At 43.6% G+C, this 17,467-nt stretch carries 15 protein-coding genes and 1 pseudogene; 14 read left to right on the forward strand and 2 right to left on the reverse strand.

Annotation, left to right across the window (positions count from 1 at the left end; genetic code table 11):
• Nucleotides 1-19: 19 nt before the first annotated feature.
• On the forward strand, nt 20-2,644 hold the full coding sequence (locus tag DX073_RS09440; RefSeq protein ID WP_115008324.1) for a bifunctional aconitate hydratase 2/2-methylisocitrate dehydratase: 2,625 nt from the start codon (nt 20-22) through the stop codon (nt 2,642-2,644).
• 62 nt (nt 2,645-2,706) lie between these two features.
• Here DX073_RS09440 and DX073_RS09445 read toward each other — a convergent pair whose 3' ends face one another.
• Nucleotides 2,707-3,330 (reverse strand): DedA family protein, encoded by a 624-nt coding sequence (locus tag DX073_RS09445; RefSeq protein ID WP_115007770.1) that lies wholly within the window; start codon nt 3,328-3,330, stop codon nt 2,707-2,709.
• 111 nt (nt 3,331-3,441) lie between these two features.
• On the opposite strand from DX073_RS09445, the gene ribH reads away from it, so the two are divergent.
• The 9 genes and pseudogenes from ribH to DX073_RS09490 form a co-directional block, all read left to right on the forward strand.
• Nucleotides 3,442-3,936: a 6,7-dimethyl-8-ribityllumazine synthase gene (gene ribH, locus DX073_RS09450; protein WP_029103191.1), complete on the forward strand. Its 495-nt coding sequence runs from the start codon at nt 3,442-3,444 to the stop codon at nt 3,934-3,936.
• 165 nt (nt 3,937-4,101) lie between these two features.
• Nucleotides 4,102-4,659 carry a transcription antitermination factor NusB gene (gene nusB / locus DX073_RS09455; RefSeq protein ID WP_115007772.1) on the forward strand — a complete coding sequence of 186 codons (558 nt, stop codon included), beginning with the start codon at nt 4,102-4,104 and terminating at the stop codon, nt 4,657-4,659.
• Nucleotides 4,660-4,711: 52 nt separating this feature from the next.
• Nucleotides 4,712-5,689 carry a thiamine-phosphate kinase gene (thiL, locus tag DX073_RS09460; RefSeq protein WP_115007774.1) on the forward strand — a complete coding sequence of 326 codons (978 nt, stop codon included), beginning with the start codon at nt 4,712-4,714 and terminating at the stop codon, nt 5,687-5,689.
• Nucleotides 5,689-6,267 (forward strand): nucleotidyltransferase family protein, encoded by a 579-nt coding sequence (locus DX073_RS09465; RefSeq protein WP_115007776.1) that lies wholly within the window; start codon nt 5,689-5,691, stop codon nt 6,265-6,267. Before thiL ends, DX073_RS09465 begins: the two co-directional genes overlap by 1 nt.
• Nucleotides 6,268-6,284: 17 nt before the next feature.
• On the forward strand, nt 6,285-6,695 hold the full coding sequence (locus DX073_RS09470) for a S24 family peptidase (protein WP_115007778.1): 411 nt from the start codon (nt 6,285-6,287) through the stop codon (nt 6,693-6,695).
• Between the two features lie 30 nt (nt 6,696-6,725).
• On the forward strand, nt 6,726-7,292 hold the full coding sequence (locus DX073_RS09475) for a phosphatidylglycerophosphatase A family protein (protein ID WP_115007779.1): 567 nt from the start codon (nt 6,726-6,728) through the stop codon (nt 7,290-7,292).
• A gap of 133 nt (nt 7,293-7,425) precedes the next feature.
• Nucleotides 7,426-8,781, forward strand: coding sequence for a bifunctional UDP-N-acetylglucosamine diphosphorylase/glucosamine-1-phosphate N-acetyltransferase GlmU (gene glmU, locus DX073_RS09480; RefSeq protein WP_115007781.1), 1,356 nt, complete (start codon nt 7,426-7,428; stop codon nt 8,779-8,781).
• Nucleotides 8,782-9,380: 599 nt separating this feature from the next.
• Nucleotides 9,381-10,694: a CitMHS family transporter gene (locus DX073_RS09485; RefSeq protein ID WP_115007783.1), complete on the forward strand. Its 1,314-nt coding sequence runs from the start codon at nt 9,381-9,383 to the stop codon at nt 10,692-10,694.
• A gap of 268 nt (nt 10,695-10,962) precedes the next feature.
• Nucleotides 10,963-11,109, forward strand: a pseudogene (locus tag DX073_RS09490) (transposase); the annotation flags it as partial.
• Nucleotides 11,110-11,174: 65 nt separating this feature from the next.
• On the opposite strand, the gene DX073_RS09495 reads toward DX073_RS09490, so the two are convergent.
• Entirely contained in the window at nt 11,175-13,883 is a 2,709-nt protein-coding gene (locus DX073_RS09495; RefSeq protein WP_115007785.1) for a penicillin-binding protein 1A, read from the reverse strand.
• Between the two features lie 268 nt (nt 13,884-14,151).
• Here DX073_RS09495 and DX073_RS09500 point away from each other — a divergent pair, with 268 nt between their 5' ends.
• Genes DX073_RS09500 through DX073_RS09515 form a run of 4 tightly spaced genes read left to right on the forward strand, consistent with a single transcriptional unit; the run spans nt 14,152 to nt 17,457 of the window.
• Complete coding sequence (locus DX073_RS09500) at nt 14,152-15,210, forward strand: pilus assembly protein PilM (RefSeq protein WP_115007787.1); 1,059 nt, start codon at nt 14,152-14,154, stop codon at nt 15,208-15,210.
• Nucleotides 15,210-16,091, forward strand: a complete 882-nt coding sequence (locus DX073_RS09505; RefSeq protein WP_115007790.1) for a PilN domain-containing protein — start codon at nt 15,210-15,212, stop codon at nt 16,089-16,091. Before DX073_RS09500 ends, DX073_RS09505 begins: the two co-directional genes overlap by 1 nt.
• Entirely contained in the window at nt 16,088-16,930 is an 843-nt protein-coding gene (locus tag DX073_RS09510; protein WP_258556925.1) for a type IV pilus inner membrane component PilO, read from the forward strand. The genes DX073_RS09505 and DX073_RS09510 overlap by 4 nt, the downstream gene beginning before the upstream one ends.
• Nucleotides 16,927-17,457, forward strand: a complete 531-nt coding sequence (locus DX073_RS09515; protein WP_258556926.1) for a pilus assembly protein PilP — start codon at nt 16,927-16,929, stop codon at nt 17,455-17,457. The genes DX073_RS09510 and DX073_RS09515 overlap by 4 nt, the downstream gene beginning before the upstream one ends.
• Nucleotides 17,458-17,467 lie beyond the last annotated feature (10 nt).

A 17,467-nucleotide genomic window follows, 5' to 3' on the forward strand; every position in this document is an offset into this window, starting at 1 on the left:
GAGAATTGCTATGTCGCAAATGCTAACCGAATACAGAGCCCACGTTGCCGAGCGTGAAGCACTAGGCGTACCCCCACAGCCATTGACCGATGCCCAAACTGCCGATTTGGTAGAACTTTTAAAAAACCCACCAGCAGGCGAAGAAGACTACTTGGTGGACTTGCTTGAAAACCGTGTACCAGCAGGGGTTGACCAAGCTGCCTACGTTAAAGCTGCTTTCTTGAACGCTATTGTTAAAGGTGAAGCAACTTCACCACTAATCACCAAAGAGCGTGCGGTATATCTGCTAGGTACGATGCTTGGTGGTTATAATGTTGCGCCATTGGTTGACCTGCTAGACAATGCTGAGCTTGGCGGATTGGCTGCTGAAGCACTTAAGAAGACTCTGCTAGTATTCGATGCGTTCCATGACGTAGAAGAAAAAGCCAAAGCAGGTAACGCCAACGCCAAAGCGGTATTGCAGTCTTGGGCGGAAGGCGAGTGGTTCACAACTCGCCCAGAAGTCCCCACCGAGATGACCATTACTGTATTTAAGGTAACAGGCGAGACCAACACAGACGACCTATCGCCTGCCCAAGATGCGTGGAGCCGTCCTGACATTCCACTACACGCCAACGCCATGCTAAAAAATGAGCGTGATGGCATTAACCCAGAAAAAAATGGCGAAATCGGTCCAATCAGCCAAATCAAAGAATTGATTGCTAAGGGCAATCCTGTTGCTTATGTGGGCGACGTTGTGGGTACAGGTTCTAGCCGTAAATCAGCGACCAACTCTGTGCTATGGTTCTTTGGTGATGAGATTCCTTATATTCCTAACAAAAAAGACGGCGGTGTATGCTTAGGTGGCAAAATCGCACCGATTTTCTTTAATACCATGGAAGATGCTGGAGCGTTGCCTGTTGAGATTGATGTTGCTGATATGAACATGGGTGATGAAGTTACCTTAAAGATTGATCATGCAACTGCAACTGTGTCCGCCTTTAAAAACGGCACACAGATTGCTGAATCTAAGCTAAAAACTCCTGTGCTACTAGATGAAGTGCGTGCAGGTGGTCGTATCAACCTGATCATCGGTCGTAACCTAACAAGTAAGGCTCGTGAAGCGTTAGGTCTTGAGCCTTCAACCTTGTTCCGTATTCCAGAGCAACCTGCTGATACAGGCAAAGGCTTTACTTTGGCTCAAAAAATGGTCGGTCGTGCGTGCGGTCTGCCAGAAGGTCAAGGCATCCGTCCAGGCACTTACTGCGAACCTAAGATGACAACCGTTGGTTCACAAGATACCACAGGACCGATGACTCGTGATGAGCTAAAAGATTTGGCGTGTTTGGGCTTCTCGTCCGACCTAGTCATGCAGTCATTCTGCCATACCGCTGCTTATCCGAAGCCGATTGATGTTGTTACACACCACACCTTGCCTGACTTTATCATGAACCGTGGTGGTGTGTCTCTACGCCCCGGGGACGGTGTGATTCACTCATGGCTAAACCGTATGTTACTGCCTGATACTGTGGGTACTGGTGGCGACTCGCACACTCGCTTCCCGATTGGTATTTCATTCCCAGCAGGGTCGGGTCTTGTGGCGTTCGCTGCTGCAACGGGTGTGATGCCACTGGATATGCCTGAGTCGGTGCTTGTCAAGTTCAAAGGCAAAATGCAACCTGGCATCACGCTTCGTGACCTAGTACATGCTATCCCTTATTATGCCATTCAAGAAGGCGACTTGACTGTTGAGAAAAAGGGTAAGAAAAATATCTTCTCTGGTCGTATCTTAGAGATTGACTTGACCGAAATGGAAAATGACTTGACCGTTGAGCAAGCATTCGAATTGTCTGATGCGTCTGCTGAGCGTTCAGCTGCTGGCTGTGCGATCACGGTATCAGAAGAAAAAGTTGCCGAATACCTACGTTCTAACATCGTCATGCTAAAATGGATGATTGCCGAAGGTTATGGTGATGCTCGTACCCTAGCTCGCCGTGCCGAGAACATGCAAAAATGGTTAGACAACCCAAGCCTGCTAAAAGCCGATGCCGATGCCGAATACACCAAAGTGTATGAGATTGACCTTGCCGACATCAAAGAGCCAATCCTATGCTGTCCAAACGACCCTGATGATGCCAAATTGCTATCAGAAGTGGCTGGTGATAAGATTGATGAAGTATTCATCGGTTCGTGTATGACCAACATCGGGCATTTCCGTGCCGCAGGTAAGCTTCTGTCTGAAGTACCAGCAGGTAGCTTGACCACTCGTCTATGGATTGCACCACCGACCAAAATGGACGAACGTCAGCTCATGGACGAAGGGTATTACAACACCTACGCCCAAGCAGGTGCCAGAACCGAAATGCCCGGTTGCTCGCTATGTATGGGTAACCAAGCTCGTATCGCACCAAACTCAACGGCAGTATCTACCTCTACTCGTAACTTCCCGAACCGTCTGGGTCAAGGAGCGAACGTGTATCTAGCCTCTGCCGAGCTTGCATCAGTAGCGTCCGTACTTGGTAAACTACCAACTGTTGAAGAGTACATGGCATACGCAGGTAAACTTGAATCTATGGAAGCCGAAGTGTACAACTACCTAAACTTCGACCAAATGAGCGAGTACACCGAAAAATCAGACAAAATCAGCGTGGCACAACTTGCCTAATCTAACCTGATTTGACTTGATTAAAAAACACCGTCAAGCGATTGGCGGTGTTTTATTTTTGGTCAATTTTTATCAAAAAACACACTTCTAATCCGCAAAAATGCCACGACCACTAAGACAAGCCCTACCACGACCGCCACGCCTTTACTAATGGGGGCGATAAACTCCGCCACTTGTTCATAGTTCGCCCCAAGTACATAGCCGGCATATGCCAACAGGGTCGTCCAAATGGCAGAGCCTAATGTCGTCAGCACCAAAAACGGCAATATCGGCATGTGGTTCATACCCGCAGGGATAGAGATGAGCGAGCGAATGGCAGGTATCATTCGCCCAAAAAATACCACCGCCTTTCCGTGTTTGTCAAACCAATGGGTCGCATTGGTGATGTCGGACGGCTTGATGAGTAGGTATTTGCCGTATTTTTCGGTCAGAGCGTACAGGCGTTTCTCATCAAACACCGTCCCCAGATAGTACAGTGGCAATGCCCCAAGCACCGACCCTGCTGTCCCTGCGATGATGACGGCAATGATGTTCATGTTACCCATGGCTGACCAAAATCCCGCCATAGGCATGATAAGCTCGCTCGGTATGGGCGGAAAGACGTTTTCCAAAAACATCATCAGCGTAACCCCTGCCAGTCCAAGCCTATCCATGATCGCCAAAATCCACGCACTCATGCTGTCCATGAATACCCCCAATCTTTAAAAAAGGTCTTATCATAACAGAAAAAATACTTTGTTGGCAAAGGTAAATTTGATATAATGAACAACCAACCTTTTATTTATGATGAGAGCCTTATGACCACATTTACCGAACAAAAAAATGCCGTAACCCACATTGACGGTGCCTTACATGACAATGCCAATCTGCGTATTGGGATTGCTGTGGGGCGGTTTAATGGTTTTTTGGTTGAAAGTTTGGTAGAAGGGGCGTTAGATGCTCTGCTACGTCATGGCGTGCTTGGCGAGAACATCACCGTGGTGCGTGTACCAGGGGCGTTTGAGCTACCCCTGACCGCCAAACGCATGGCGGTAACGGGCAACTATGACGCCATTGTCGTGCTCGGGGCGATTATCCGTGGAGCGACACCACATTTTGACATCGTGGCAAGCGAGTCTGCCAAAGGCTTATCGCACGTGGCTCTACATCACGACATTCCTGTGATTAATGGCATTTTGACCACCGAAAACATCGAGCAAACCATTGAGCGTGCCGGCACCAAAGCGGGTAATAAAGGCTATGAAGCAGGCATGACCGCCATTGAAATGGTGAGCGTTTTAAAAGCTCTGTAATCTCTAATAAATTTGGCATTGTTTTTTTATTAAACTTATTTTAATTTTAAATTAAAAAATGTAGGGGTGAATTGCAATTCGCCCTAAGATGGTTTATTAAAAATAAACAATGCCCATTTTTCCATTAAAAGATGATTTTAATGCAGTATTATTTTAAGACTAACTATGACTACATCCAACCCCCAAAACGACCAATTTGACATCAACGAAACTGGCTATAAAACGAGCTATACCGCCATTCGCAAGGCTCGCCGTTTTGCCGTGCAGGGTTTATATGAATGGCTGATGACTGATTATCGTTTTGCCAATGAAAGCCGTGATTTGCTTGGCGGTAATGAGCCACACACGATTGTTGCCCGTACCCGCCGTGATAACGCCATGCACACCGTGCATTTGGGCTATTATCATGAGCTTATGCGTCAAATCCCCATGCAGGCAAGTGAGCTGATTGTGGAGATTTCTCGTTATCTTGACCGCAGTTTTGAAAAGTTAGACACCATTGAAAAGGCGATTTTGCTGATTGGGGCGTATGAGCTTAAGTACAGCTTGCATATCCCTTATAAAGTGGTGCTTGATGAGGCCATGCAATTAAACACCCATTTTGGGGCAACCGATGCTCATAAATTTATCAATGCCATTTTGGACAGATATGCCAAAGACGTGCGAGAATTGGAATATCAAGCCAACAAAGTTGAGAAAAAAGCCAAAAAAGAAAGCGAGTAATTAAAAGGGCGGAATAATTCTGCCCTTTTTTAAAATCATCAAATAAATAACCATGTCCGAATTTTCCCTAATCTACATCCATTTTAAACACGCCACCACACGCCACGTCAATACCGTTTTGGGCATTGGCGATGATTGTGCGATAAGCCACATTCCGCCAAATAGCCAGCTTGTGAGCTGTGTGGATACGCTCGTGGCAGGACGGCATTTTGTTCATGAGACCGACCCGCACGCCATTGCCTACAAGTCGGTGGCGGTCAATCTGTCCGACCTTGCCAGTATGGGGGCGACACCGTATGCCATTTTGGTGGGATTGTCCTTACCAAAGGCGATGGCGAACGATGATTTTTGCCGAGCATTTGCACACGGTTTGGCAGACGCTTGCACGCCCTTTGGCGTGGAGCTGATTGGGGGCGACACCACAGGCTCGCCCATTTTGACGATTTCGGTTACGGCTTTGGGTTTTGTTCCGTCAAATCGAGCAATCACACGGCAGGGGGCGTGCGTGGGTGATGTGGTGTGCGTAAGTGGTGCGGTGGGGCTTGCAAGCCTTGCCCTGCATGGAATTTTGGACGATTTGAATGGAGACGGACACGCCAACCGACCGCCAGACAGCCTGCCCCACGAGCTACGCCAAGCCATGCAATACCCTGCCCCACAGGTGGCACTTGGTGGGCGACTTGTCGGCTTTGCAAACAGCATGATTGACATCTCGGACGGCTTGGGGCAGGATTTGGGGCATATTTTGGCCGCAAGTGGCGTGGGGGCGGTGATTGACCTTGATGCCATACCAAGCCATGCCCTGCTCGATGCCTTGCCCCACGCCCAAAAATGGCAACATCAAATCAATGGGGGCGATGATTATCAGTTGTGCTTTACCATGCCTTCTGCTAAACTTGATTTATTTAAAATCCAAAATCCTGATATGGCTATTTATCCCATTGGACAAATTGTGGCGGATAAGGGATTGGTATTTTTATATGATAAAAGGCAAGTGGATTTATTGGTAAAAGGGTGGGAGCATTTTTGATGAGCTTACAAGCTGATAACATAGAAAAAACCGAACGCCTAATCCGTGAAATTAATTTAATTCACGCCAAATATTCGGCTGATTATTTTGAAACAGGCAAAGTAGAAAAAATTAATTTAAGCCGTAGCTTAAAAAATATTCCAACAGAACATATTTTCTCTTATCGGCTCAATTTACACGAAGCGATTAACGATTATTTGTTATTTTCTGACACCAAAGATATTAACTTTTATTATCGTGTCAAAACTTCTGAAAGTATTCAAGATAAAATTGAGCGTTATTTAAATCGTCAAAACCAATACCCAACCAATAATATTTTAAATGATATTTTTGGCGCAAGAATTGTTTTGCCGTCTGATGATATTGCCATTATCTTGGAAAAACTGGACGATTATAAAGATAAATATAGTCTTAAAAATTGGTATTTAAGAGATATTGATGGTTATGTTGGCATCCATATTTATTTTAAAAATTCTAGTAATTTTTATTACCCTTGGGAATTGCAAATTTGGGACGAAAATGACGCTTTAACCAATATCCAAAATCATATACTTTATAAAAGAAATTTTGTTAAATAGTTCGAGAGTTAAAGACAATGAATGAAATTCCATCGCATTTAATTTTTGGTGAAACCTATTCTGATTTTGAAAAGAAGAAAGATAATCCAACTGAATTTTTGACTATTCGTAAAGAATTGGCTGACGAATTGGGCGTGCAAGTTGAAAATTGTGCCTTTTTTCCTTATAGTGGCGAAACAATGAAACCAACTCTAAATGGCAAAGGCATTATGCTTGCTGATTTGTCCGATAATAAATTGCAAGATGGTAAAATCTATCTTTTAAGTATCAATTCCAGACTAATTGTTAGGCGAGTGCAAATTTTATTAGATAAAATTATTTTAATTGCAGATAATCCAAAGTACCAAAATATTGAAGTTTTTGGCGAGCATTTAAATAATTTAAAGGTAATTGGAAGATTGCGTTATATTATGCAAAATTTTGATTAATTTATTAATAGGAATATAAGTAAAATTGTTATGACTAACCACAAACCCGACATTCGTAAATCAAACCCTTGTCCGCCCTGTCCGCCGACCGCCACGCTCTTTGAAAAATGCGTATATTGGCTAGGGATTGGTTTGGGTTCTGGCTTGCCCAAACGAGCGGCTGGCACTTGGGGAACGGTGGGTGGGCTTATTATCGCCTTGCCCATGCTTTTATTGGGATTTTGGGGGTTTTTAGCCATTACCATCTTGGGGTGTTTGGTCGGCAGTTATATTTGTGGCAAAACGTCTGATTTGATGAATACTCATGATGACCCGCATATTGTTTTTGATGAATGGGTAGGAATGTGGATTGCGTTATTGCCAAGTGTTTGGTCGTTGATAGGTATACCAGATGATAAAAGCGGATTGGTATATTGGCACCCAAGTTTAATTTTACTTTTGATTATTCCATTTATTTTATTTCGTTTTTTTGATATTATCAAACCATTTCCGATTAAATGGGTGGATAAAAACGTCTCTGGCGGATTTGGGATATTGATTGATGATATATTGGCAGGGATAATGTCGGCGGTGGTGTTTTCGGTTGTGATTTTATAAATTACCATCAAAATCAATTTGAATATATTATTGATAAATAATATATTCAAGCGGTTGTATAAATTTATCTGATTTTATATTTTCCCAAATTACATGTTATAATAATTTTACCTAATTTTAGTAAGGATTTACCATGTTAAATATCATCATTCTAGCAGGTGGCAAAGGCACTCGCATGAAGTCGGTTAAGCCAAAAGTATTACAAACTTTAGCAGGCAAACCACTACTTCGCCATGTATTAGATACTTGCCGTGCATTAAATGCCGATAATACCATTTTGATTTATGGTTATAACGGTCAAATGGTCAAAGATGAGATTGCCGACAGCGATTTGATATGGGCAGAGCAAGCCGAACAATTGGGTACGGGTCATGCGGTGCAAATGGCATTGCCCCATTTGCCAAAAGACGGCAAAAGCCTGATTTTATATGGCGATGTGCCATTGACAAGATTGGATACCTTGCAAAATCTCATTGAGCAAAACACGCATGGCATTAGTATGCTGACGATGAGTGTGGACAATCCGTTTGGGCTTGGGCGAATTGTCCGTCAAGATGATAAAGTCATCGCCATTGTGGAGCAAAAAGACGCAACCGATGCTCAAAGACAAATTAAAGAAATCAATAGCGGTATTTATTGTGTGGATAATGCTCTATTGCATAAATATTTGCCAAAGCTCGATAATAACAACGCCCAAGGCGAATATTATCTGACCGATATTATCAAAATGGCGGTGGCAGATAATATTGAGATAAAAACGATTAGCCCGACTTTTGAATTTGAAATAGACGGGGTTAATGACCGCATTCAACTTGCCAATTTAGAACGTACTTATCAGGCTCATCTAATTCATGAATTACAAACAAATGGTGTGCAATTTGCCGACCCTAATCGTGTGGATATTCGTGGCTCATTAAAATGTGGTAGTGATGTGTTTATTGATATTAACACCGTTTTTGTGGGCGATGTGGTATTGGGCGATAATGTGCAAATTGATGCAGGTAATGTTATCTCTAATTGTGCCATTGGCAATAATACTCATATCAAGCCAAATTGTGTGCTTGATGACAGCACGATTGGGGCAGATGTTGCCATTGGTCCTTTTGCCCATATTCGCCCAAAAGCGGATATTAAAGACAAAGTCAAAATTGGCAATTTTGTAGAAATCAAAAAATCTACCTTAAACCAAGGGGCAAAGGTAAGCCATTTAAGCTATATTGGCGATGCCGATGTGGGGCGTGATGTCAATATCGGGGCAGGGGTGATTACTTGTAATTATGACGGCGTGAATAAATTTAAAACGCACATTGGCGATAATGCCTTTGTGGGCAGTAATAGCTCGCTTGTCGCTCCTGTCAAGATTGGCAATAATGCCACGATTGGGGCAGGGTCTGTGATTACCAAAGATACGCCTGATGATAAGCTGACCGTTGCTCGTAATAGACAGACGACTATTGACGGTTGGAAGCGTCCTGTTAAAAAAGGCTAAGTTTTAATCAAATATCGCATTCATTTATTTAGGGCGTGCCTACCTTTTATAACACAATTTAAAATTTAAAAATATTTTAAAAATAAAATGATGTTTTTGCATGAAAAATGGCTATCCGACCACTTAATTTAAAAATTAGGTTAAAATTCTTAAAAATTTACCCAGTTAAGTGATCGGATTGTTTTTCATAATAAAAACTCGTTTGATAGGAATGGCTATCAAACTTCACTTTTACCTTGAAAAACGGGCGATTCCCCTGCTTTTTTAAACGGACATTTTTCATTGCAAATACAAAAGGTAGGTACACCCTAGTGAATGTGATGTTTTTATCATTTCTAAAAAATATTAAAAAATATCAAGACAAATTCATTGTCCTGTGATAAAGTACAAAACCGATGTTTATCATATAATAAGTTGAATTTCAATTTGGTTTTTGTGCTATTTTATAACATAATTTATAATATAAATAATTATTTATAAATGATATGTTTTTAAAAGAATAATTTATTTTTATCATAAAATCACTTATTCCCATAAAAATAAACGCACTGCTCGCCTGTGATAAATGTCTAGTATTTCATCATGATTAAGGAAAATATATGCTGACACTCATCGGCTTGGCAATCATTCTTGTGATTGTCGGTTTGCTTATTACCGAAAAAGTCTCGCCTGTCATCGCCATGGTGCTTGTGCCATTTATTGGTATTTTGGTGGCAGGATTTGATTTGGGACAGATTAAAGAATTTTATGGCGACGGGGCAAAATCAGTCATTCAGATTGTGATTATGTTCATCTTCGCCATTTTGTTTTTTGGGATTATGAGCGATGTGGGGCTGTTTCGCCCTTTGATTGACAAATTGGTTCAGCTAACTCGGGGTAACATCGTTGCCGTGAGCGTGGGGACGGTGCTGGTGTCGGTGGTGGCACAGCTTGATGGAGCGGGGGCGACCACGTTTTTGCTTGTTGTGCCTGCTTTACTGCCACTGTACAAAAAGCTACACATGAATCCGTATATGCTGTTTTTGCTGTTGGCGTCTAGTGCCGGGGTGGTGAATATGCTTCCTTGGGGCGGCCCGACAGGACGTGTGGCGACCGTGCTAGAAATGGATGTAAATGAGTTGTATCAACCGCTGTTTAGTGTGCAAGTCATTGCTTTGACGTATATTGTTGCATTGGCGGCATTTTTGGGCATCAAAGAAAAAAGACGCATCACCAAGGAATTTGGGGTGTTGCCTGATGTGAGTGAGCTTATCAAGCCTGTTGAGCTAAGTGATGAAGAAAAAGCATTGGCACGCCCTAAACTATTTTGGGTGAATGTGGCGATTTTTGTGCTGACCATGGTGTTGCTGTTTTCTGGCAAGTTACCCCCAGGCTATGTCTTTATGATTGCCACGTCTGTGATATTGCTTGTCAATTATCGCAGTCCCAAAGAACAGCTTGCTCGCATTAACGCTCACGCAGGCGGGGCGATTGTCATGGCAAGTATCATCTTGGCGGCAGGGACGTTTTTGGGTATCTTAAAGGGTTCGGGCATGCTTGATTCGATTGCTCATGACTTGGTAAAAGTGCTACCTTCGGCAAGTCTGCCTTATCTACACATCATCATCGGTATCATCGGCATTCCGTTGGAGTTGGTGTTAAGTACGGATGCGTATTATTTTGGACTGTTCCCTGTGGTTGAGCAAATCACCACCCAAGCAGGGGTGTCTCCGACATCGGCAGGCTATGCCATGCTTATCGGTAGTATCGTGGGTACGTTTGTTACACCATTATCGCCAGCGTTATGGATGGGCTTGGGTCTTGCCAATCTGTCTATGGGTAAGCATATTCGTTATTCGTTCTTTTGGATTTGGGGGTTGTCGTTATTGACCCTTGCCAGTGCGATTGTGATTGGGGTCGTGCCTTTGTCATGATTATCAAGGCGATTTAAGGTTTAAAAACACGGTGGGTAAGCCGTGTTTTTTTGTGGGTATGTGGTGGGTGTGCTGAGGTGGTTCGTTGTATTTCATGAACTTGATTTACCACAGCCATGTCATACACCCTAATTTGTCATGAGTTTGTAGGGGTTGGCTCCGCACATCCTTTATTGTCGTCATTTTTAGCCCTTACATCTCATCATTGCGTTTGTAGCAATTTTAAAATCTCTTGGGTATATGATTATACAGCACACAAGCTCAAAAACACATCATCTTACCATTACCACCTTACTCACCTGAGCTAAACCCAATAGAGCAAACTTGGGCAACGATTAAAAGATGGCTTAGAAGTCATTTGTCAGAGTTTGATACAATCGAAGAAGGTTTGAAGTGTTATTTTGGGGTTTGGTGAGTATAGTATGAACCATAAAATAAAAACACGACCAATAGCCGTGCTTTTATAGAATGGATAGGGGGTTATTGTCCTTCGGGAATGTTCTCGCCGTCCCCCTCAGGAATAACTTCATCGCCTGAGCTTTCTGCCATCTCTGAATCACCATCACCTAAAATCTCATTGGCAAGAGCTTCTTCGGCTTCTTCTCGGGCAATCTCCTCCATGGCTTCGGCTTCATTCTCATCGGTGATGTCGATGATTCTTTGCTCGGTTTTTTTGCTCTTGGCAAGATTGCCATCATCGACCCATTTGGTGGGTTCGTCTTTGAGTTGATGTTTCATATAATCCACCCAAACAGGCATGGCAAGCGTGCCTCCATAGGCTCTTGCACCCAATGAAGCAGGCTCGTCATAGCCAATCCACACCACAGCCACATGGTTGCGTTGCAAGCCAGCAAACCAAACATCTTTGGCTTGGTTGGTGGTGCCTGTTTTACCACCTAAGTCAGAGCGGAAATTACCCTGACGACCTGTACCGCCTGTCATCACACCTTTTAGCATACTTGCCATGTAGCGAGACGTGCGTACTGATAAGATGCGTGGTGCTTGCTCGGCTATACCAAATTGAATGGCTTGTTTGGGTTTTAGGCGGTCAAAGATGGGTGCGGCATCTAGCGTAGGATTCTCTTTGCGGTAGGCGGCTTGTTGGGCGTCAAGTGCTTTATGAGCGTTGTGAATGCGTGCTACCAAGGCTTTGGTGCGGTCTATCTTTTTAGGTGGTTCTTGGTCTTTTTTGGTGTTTTTCTCTTTATCCAAGGCATCATCAGTGGTTTGCTCTGATGTTTCTTCGTCTGCTGGTGTATGCCCAAAGCTGTCTAATAATTGGGTATTGACTTTACTAAGCTCTTTATTAAAGCAAACGGCGCAAGCTTGTAAAGGATTGGCTTGGAAGATGGTTTGGTTGTCAAAGTTATAGATACGTTCGATAAAATAAGGCTGGATGCGGTGACCGCCATTGGCAAAAGTGGCATAGGCGGTTGCCATCTGTAAAGGAGTGGCATCAGTTGCCCCCAGTGCTAAGGTGAGAGACTGGGGCAGGCGGTCTTTTTCCAAACCAAACTGTGAGAGCATTTCTCGGGTGGGTTCAACACCCGCCTTTTGCATCATGCGAATCGACGGTAGGTTTAGTGAACGTGCCAAGGCGCTGGAAATGGAAACTGCACCGCCAGCACCACCACCTGCATTCTTGGGTTGCCAATTACCAATTTTGATAGGGGCGTTTGAGATGACATCGCCAGGGCTTAGTTTGCTGTTTTCAAAAGTGGCGGCATAGACCAAAGGTTTAATGATAGAACCAGGCTGGCGATAGCCTTGGGTGGCACGGTTAAACTTGCTTTGGTTGAAATGAAAACCACCAGCGACAGCTTCTAATGCCCCATTTTGGGGGTTCATGGCGACAAGTGCCCCTTGGGTGCGTGGGGGCTGGGTTACGTACCAGCTATTACCTTGCTTGGTCACACGAATGATGTTACCCACTTCAATGGCGGGTTTTAGCTCTTTTCTGTCGCCAGCGACAAGGTTGGTGCCAAAGCCTCGTCTTTTGCCCCCGACTTTGCTGTCAGCATAGTGCATGTTCATAAAGACACGCACTGTCTCGCCTGATTGGAGTTCGGCACGGATTTGACCATTCTTGACTTCGACCACTTTGGCAGGCAGCATGTCACGAAACCGCTCGCCATCTCTAAAAGTAAAAGGTTTAAAATACGCCAAATCGCCCGTTAGAGCTTCAACACCACGATAAACGGTATTTGTATAAGCATTGTGACTATAAGTGCCATTTAGCACGGCTTGCCTTGCTTTTAATTGGTCAGCACTGTCAATGGTCAGCTGTACTCGCCAGCCACTGTCCATGACCTGTGCCCCATAACGCTCGACCAATGCCGAACGTGCCATTTCAGCGATATAAGGCAAGTTTAGATCAAGCTGTTCTTGGTACATATTAAGACCGATGTCAGCGGATAACGCTTCATCGTGCTGGGCTTGGGTGATGTAGCCTTCGGCAAGCATTCGCTTAATAATCCAGTTGCGTCGTTCTAAGGCACGTTTGGGGTTGATGACTGGGTTAAAGTCGGACGGGGCTTTGGGCAGACCTGCCAACATTGCCATCTCTGCGATGGTAAGATTATTTAATGACTTACTATAATAACGTTTGGCGGCGGCACGGATACCATAAGCCCCTTGACCCAAGTAGATCTTATTGACATATAATGTCATGATTTCTTTTTTGGAAAGCTCGTTTTCGATTTTACGGGCAATGAACAGCTCGTTTAGCTTACGCTCAAAAGTTTGCTCGGGGCTTAAAAAGTAGTTTTTGGCAACTTGCTGGGTAATGCTTGAACCGCCCGTTTGTCCATCTGTGGTTGAAATCATCTCAGTGATGGCACGCCCAAGTCCCTTGACGCTAATGCCAGTATGTTCAAAAAAGGTATCATCCTCTGCCGCCAAAAACGCTTGAATCATGGTCTCAGGGATGTCTTCATAAGCTACAGGTAATGAATACCTGTTGCCATACTGCCCGATGAGTTTATGGTCTGCTGTGTAGATTTGCAAAGGCATCTCTAAGGGCATTTTTTTTAATTCTTTGATGTTTGGCAAACTGGGTTCAAGATACATTGCCATGCCATAAAACCCAATTGGAAAAGTTAGCACTAAGATTAAAATTAGAGCAAAAATTGCCAAAATTAGGTTTTTTAGATAAGAAATCAGACGAACGGCAGAATTTTTTTGAGACATAGCGTTTCTAGGTGGTTAAAATTGTTGTCAAAATGTTGTATCATATTCTCTGTGTAAAGAATGCGTTACAAAGCATGTTAATTTTGAAAAATTCATGTTAAAATTACAGCTAAGTATAGCAGATTTCCAACAAAACTGGTAAATAAAACTGTGAAGTTGGCATTATTGGTGTAAAGCAGTAACGCACTGTACTTTCAAAAGCCACTATTATAACCGAAACGATGCTGTTTTTGTTCGGTTGGCGTTAAAAAATATAAGGATAAAGTCTGTGGGACTATCTTTTTCTTCTAAGGGTCGGCATCTTCTCGGCTTAGATGTCAGTACCACTTCCGTTAAACTTGTTGAGCTAACAAAACAACAAGGAAGACTTCATTTGAAGTCTTATGGCGTTGAGCCACTTGAGCCGGGTTGGGTTGTTGACAAAAATATTGTTAACAGCGAAGAAGTGGGTGAGGCGATCGCTCGTTTGGTACGTCGTGCTGGTGCTGGTGCTAAAGACGCAGCAACGGCAGTATCAGGCTCGGCGGTGATTACCAAGATTATTGACATGGAAACAAACATGTCTGATTCTGACCGCGAGGCCCAAATCAAGCTAGATGCTGAGCAGTATATTCCATATCCATTGGCGGAAGTGAATATGGATTTTGAGGTGTTAGGATCATCAACGACTGACCCGAACTTGGTGCGAGTTCTGCTTGCTGCCTCTCGTTCTGAGAACGTGGATCAGCGTGTCGAGACTCTCTTAATGGGTGGCTTGACAGCCAAAGTGATGGATATTGAGTCTCATGCCATTGAGCGTGCATTTAGTTTGATGGTGGATAATCTGCCTAATGACCCACAGGTGGTAGCACTCATTGATTTGGGGCATAAGCAGTCTACGCTGTATATCGCCAAAGATGGTGAATTTATCTATAACCGTGAGCAAGGTTTTGGTGGGGCTCAGCTAACCGAAGAGATTCAGTCGCGTTACAGTATTCCTTATCATGATGCTACCATCGGTAAGCATGAACATACACTGCCTGCTGATTATCATGAGAGTGTGCTCACACCTTTTATGGAAAATATCGTCCAACAAATCAGCCGTTCATTGCAATTTTATTTCTCATCTAGCGAATACAACAATGTTGACCATATTATCTTATGTGGTGGCACTTCTGCGCTGCCAGGACTGGCCCAAATGGTGCAACAACGTGTCGGGGGTATGGTATCAGTAGCAAATCCTTTTGAGGGCATGTCTATTGACTCACGCATTGATACCGTTACGCTCCAAAAAGATGCACCAAGCCTGATGGCGGCGTGTGGATTGGCTTTAAGGGGGTTTGACTGATGGCACGCATTAACTTATTACCATGGCGTAAAGAACAGCGTGAGCGTAGAAATAAAGAGTTTAATCTCTTGGCAGGAGCGACAGCTGGACTTGCTATTTTGGCGACGATTTTGGTGTTGTCTATTTTAAATCGAGAATTGACCAACCAACAAAATGCCAATAAACACATTGAAGACGCCAACGCTCAGCTTGATGTTGCCCTAAAATCGATTGAAGAGCTAGAGGTTAAACGCGAGCAGATGCTGTCTCAGATGAAAGTCATTCAAGATTTGCAAGGTCGTCGTTCGGTGCCTGTGCGTGTATGGGATAACATCGCTCGAGCCATCCCAAGGGATACCATGTATCTAAACAATATCAAGCGTGAAGGCGATGTAATTACATTTACAGGCTTTGCCGCTAACCCCAATGTTGTGGCAAATTTGGTACGCAACTTAAACGCTAGTGAATGGTTGGATGGCTCAGCGGTGGTAAGCATTAAGACCAAACTAGAGGCCTATCAAAGTACGCCCTCTCAACAATTAGCCGATGCAGGTACTCGTTCTGTATATCCTGAAGATGGTTATGTAGAATTTGTGGCAACCACCAAGATTCAATATCAAGAAGACAAAGAAGAAGCCACTGATTCAACCAGTGAAGACGTTGTATTACCACCCGTTACTGTAGACAGTCAAAGTGTGGATGCTCAAACAATGCCTGAGGTTTCAGCGATTGGTGTTGATAACGCTCCAGCTCAAGCATCTTCAACTACAAGCGAGGCAATCCCAGCATCTGAACCCACCAATAATACTACATCGGATACAGAAGCGACTGATACTCCTAATACCCAAAATACGCAACCTACACCTACAGATGGTAGCACTCAAGTAGGAGGTCAACCATGAAATCACCTTTCAAAAAATCTAAACCAACCACCGATACAGCTGCTACTCCAGAGGAGAGTGGTAAGAAAAAAATTAAACTTGGCAAGCCAAATTTATCAAAGCCAAAAGGCTCGGGTGGCTTGGGCAAGCCCAAAACAAAAGCCAAAGGCAAAAAGGTGGGTTCTAAGCCTAAAAAACCTGCTTTTGATTCCAAAAAGTTTATGGCAGAGGTAAACTCCTTAAATGGTCAAAACTATGGCTCCGCCCCGCTCCCAGTTAAGATTTTCATCTTAGCGATGATGCTAGCGATTATTTTGGTTTTGGCTTGGCTTTTGTTAATCTCTAAAAAACTTGATGAAATTAAACAGGCTGAAAGTCAACAAGTTGGTTTGCTTGAAAGTTATAAAGAAAAAGAGTCCAAAGCCCGCCATCTGCAAGCCTATGAGGCACAAGTGGCACAAATGGATACTGACTTTGCAGACCTATTGGCACAGCTACCTACCGACACTCGTGTGCCTGAATTGGTAGATGGCATCAATATGGTGGGTAGTGGTAGTGGTGTGCGTTTTCAGGACATTTCTGTGCAACCTGAGGTGGAGCGAGAGTTCTTTATTGAGCAACCCATTCAAATTATTGGTTTGGGGGATTATCATCAGTTTGGTTCGTTTGTGAGTGGTATTGCTGCTTTGCCAAGAATCATTACCATGCACGACTTTGAGATTAAGAATCCTCAGCCTTCGCTTGATAGAATGCCTGAATTACAACTGGTGTTGCAAACCAAAACTTATCGTGCAAAAGATGATGTGGATTTAAATGCAACTGCCGAAGAAGTGAAGTCAACTAAAGGAGAGGGCAAGTGATTAATTTTTCTCTAAAAACCAATGTTGGTTTGATGCTGTCTATCTTTTTAGTAACAGGTTGTACTGATCGCATTAGTCTTGCTGAAGCTGAGATGGCAAAAATTCGTAGTGAAGGGCCTCAGGCGATTGAGCCGCCACCAGAACCCCTTAAGATTGAAGACTTTGTTTATGCTGCTCAAGGTGAGTCTGACCCTTTTGTAGCAAAAAGCCTACGCGAACGTCAGCAAGTTAGGGAGCAGACGCCTTCTGTGAAACCAGATGAGAATCGAGTGAAAGAGCCGCTTGAAGAGTTTGAGTTGTCGCAACTAACATATCGTGGTAAAGTGGTTGCACCTAATGGTCAGGAATATGGATTGGTACAGACGCCTGATATGATGGTGCATGATGTTCAGGTTGGTAACTACCTAGGTAAAAACCATGGGCGTATTGTTGAAATTACTTCAACTCAAATCAATTTGATTGAGATTGTCAAAGATACTGATGAGCAATACGTTGAAAAAACCACTCCGTTAGTGTCACCAAATTAAAAGCCAACTA

The organism is Moraxella lacunata, from assembly GCF_900453205.1.
In the GTDB taxonomy this organism is placed as follows: Bacteria; Pseudomonadota; Gammaproteobacteria; order Pseudomonadales; family Moraxellaceae; genus Moraxella; species Moraxella lacunata_B.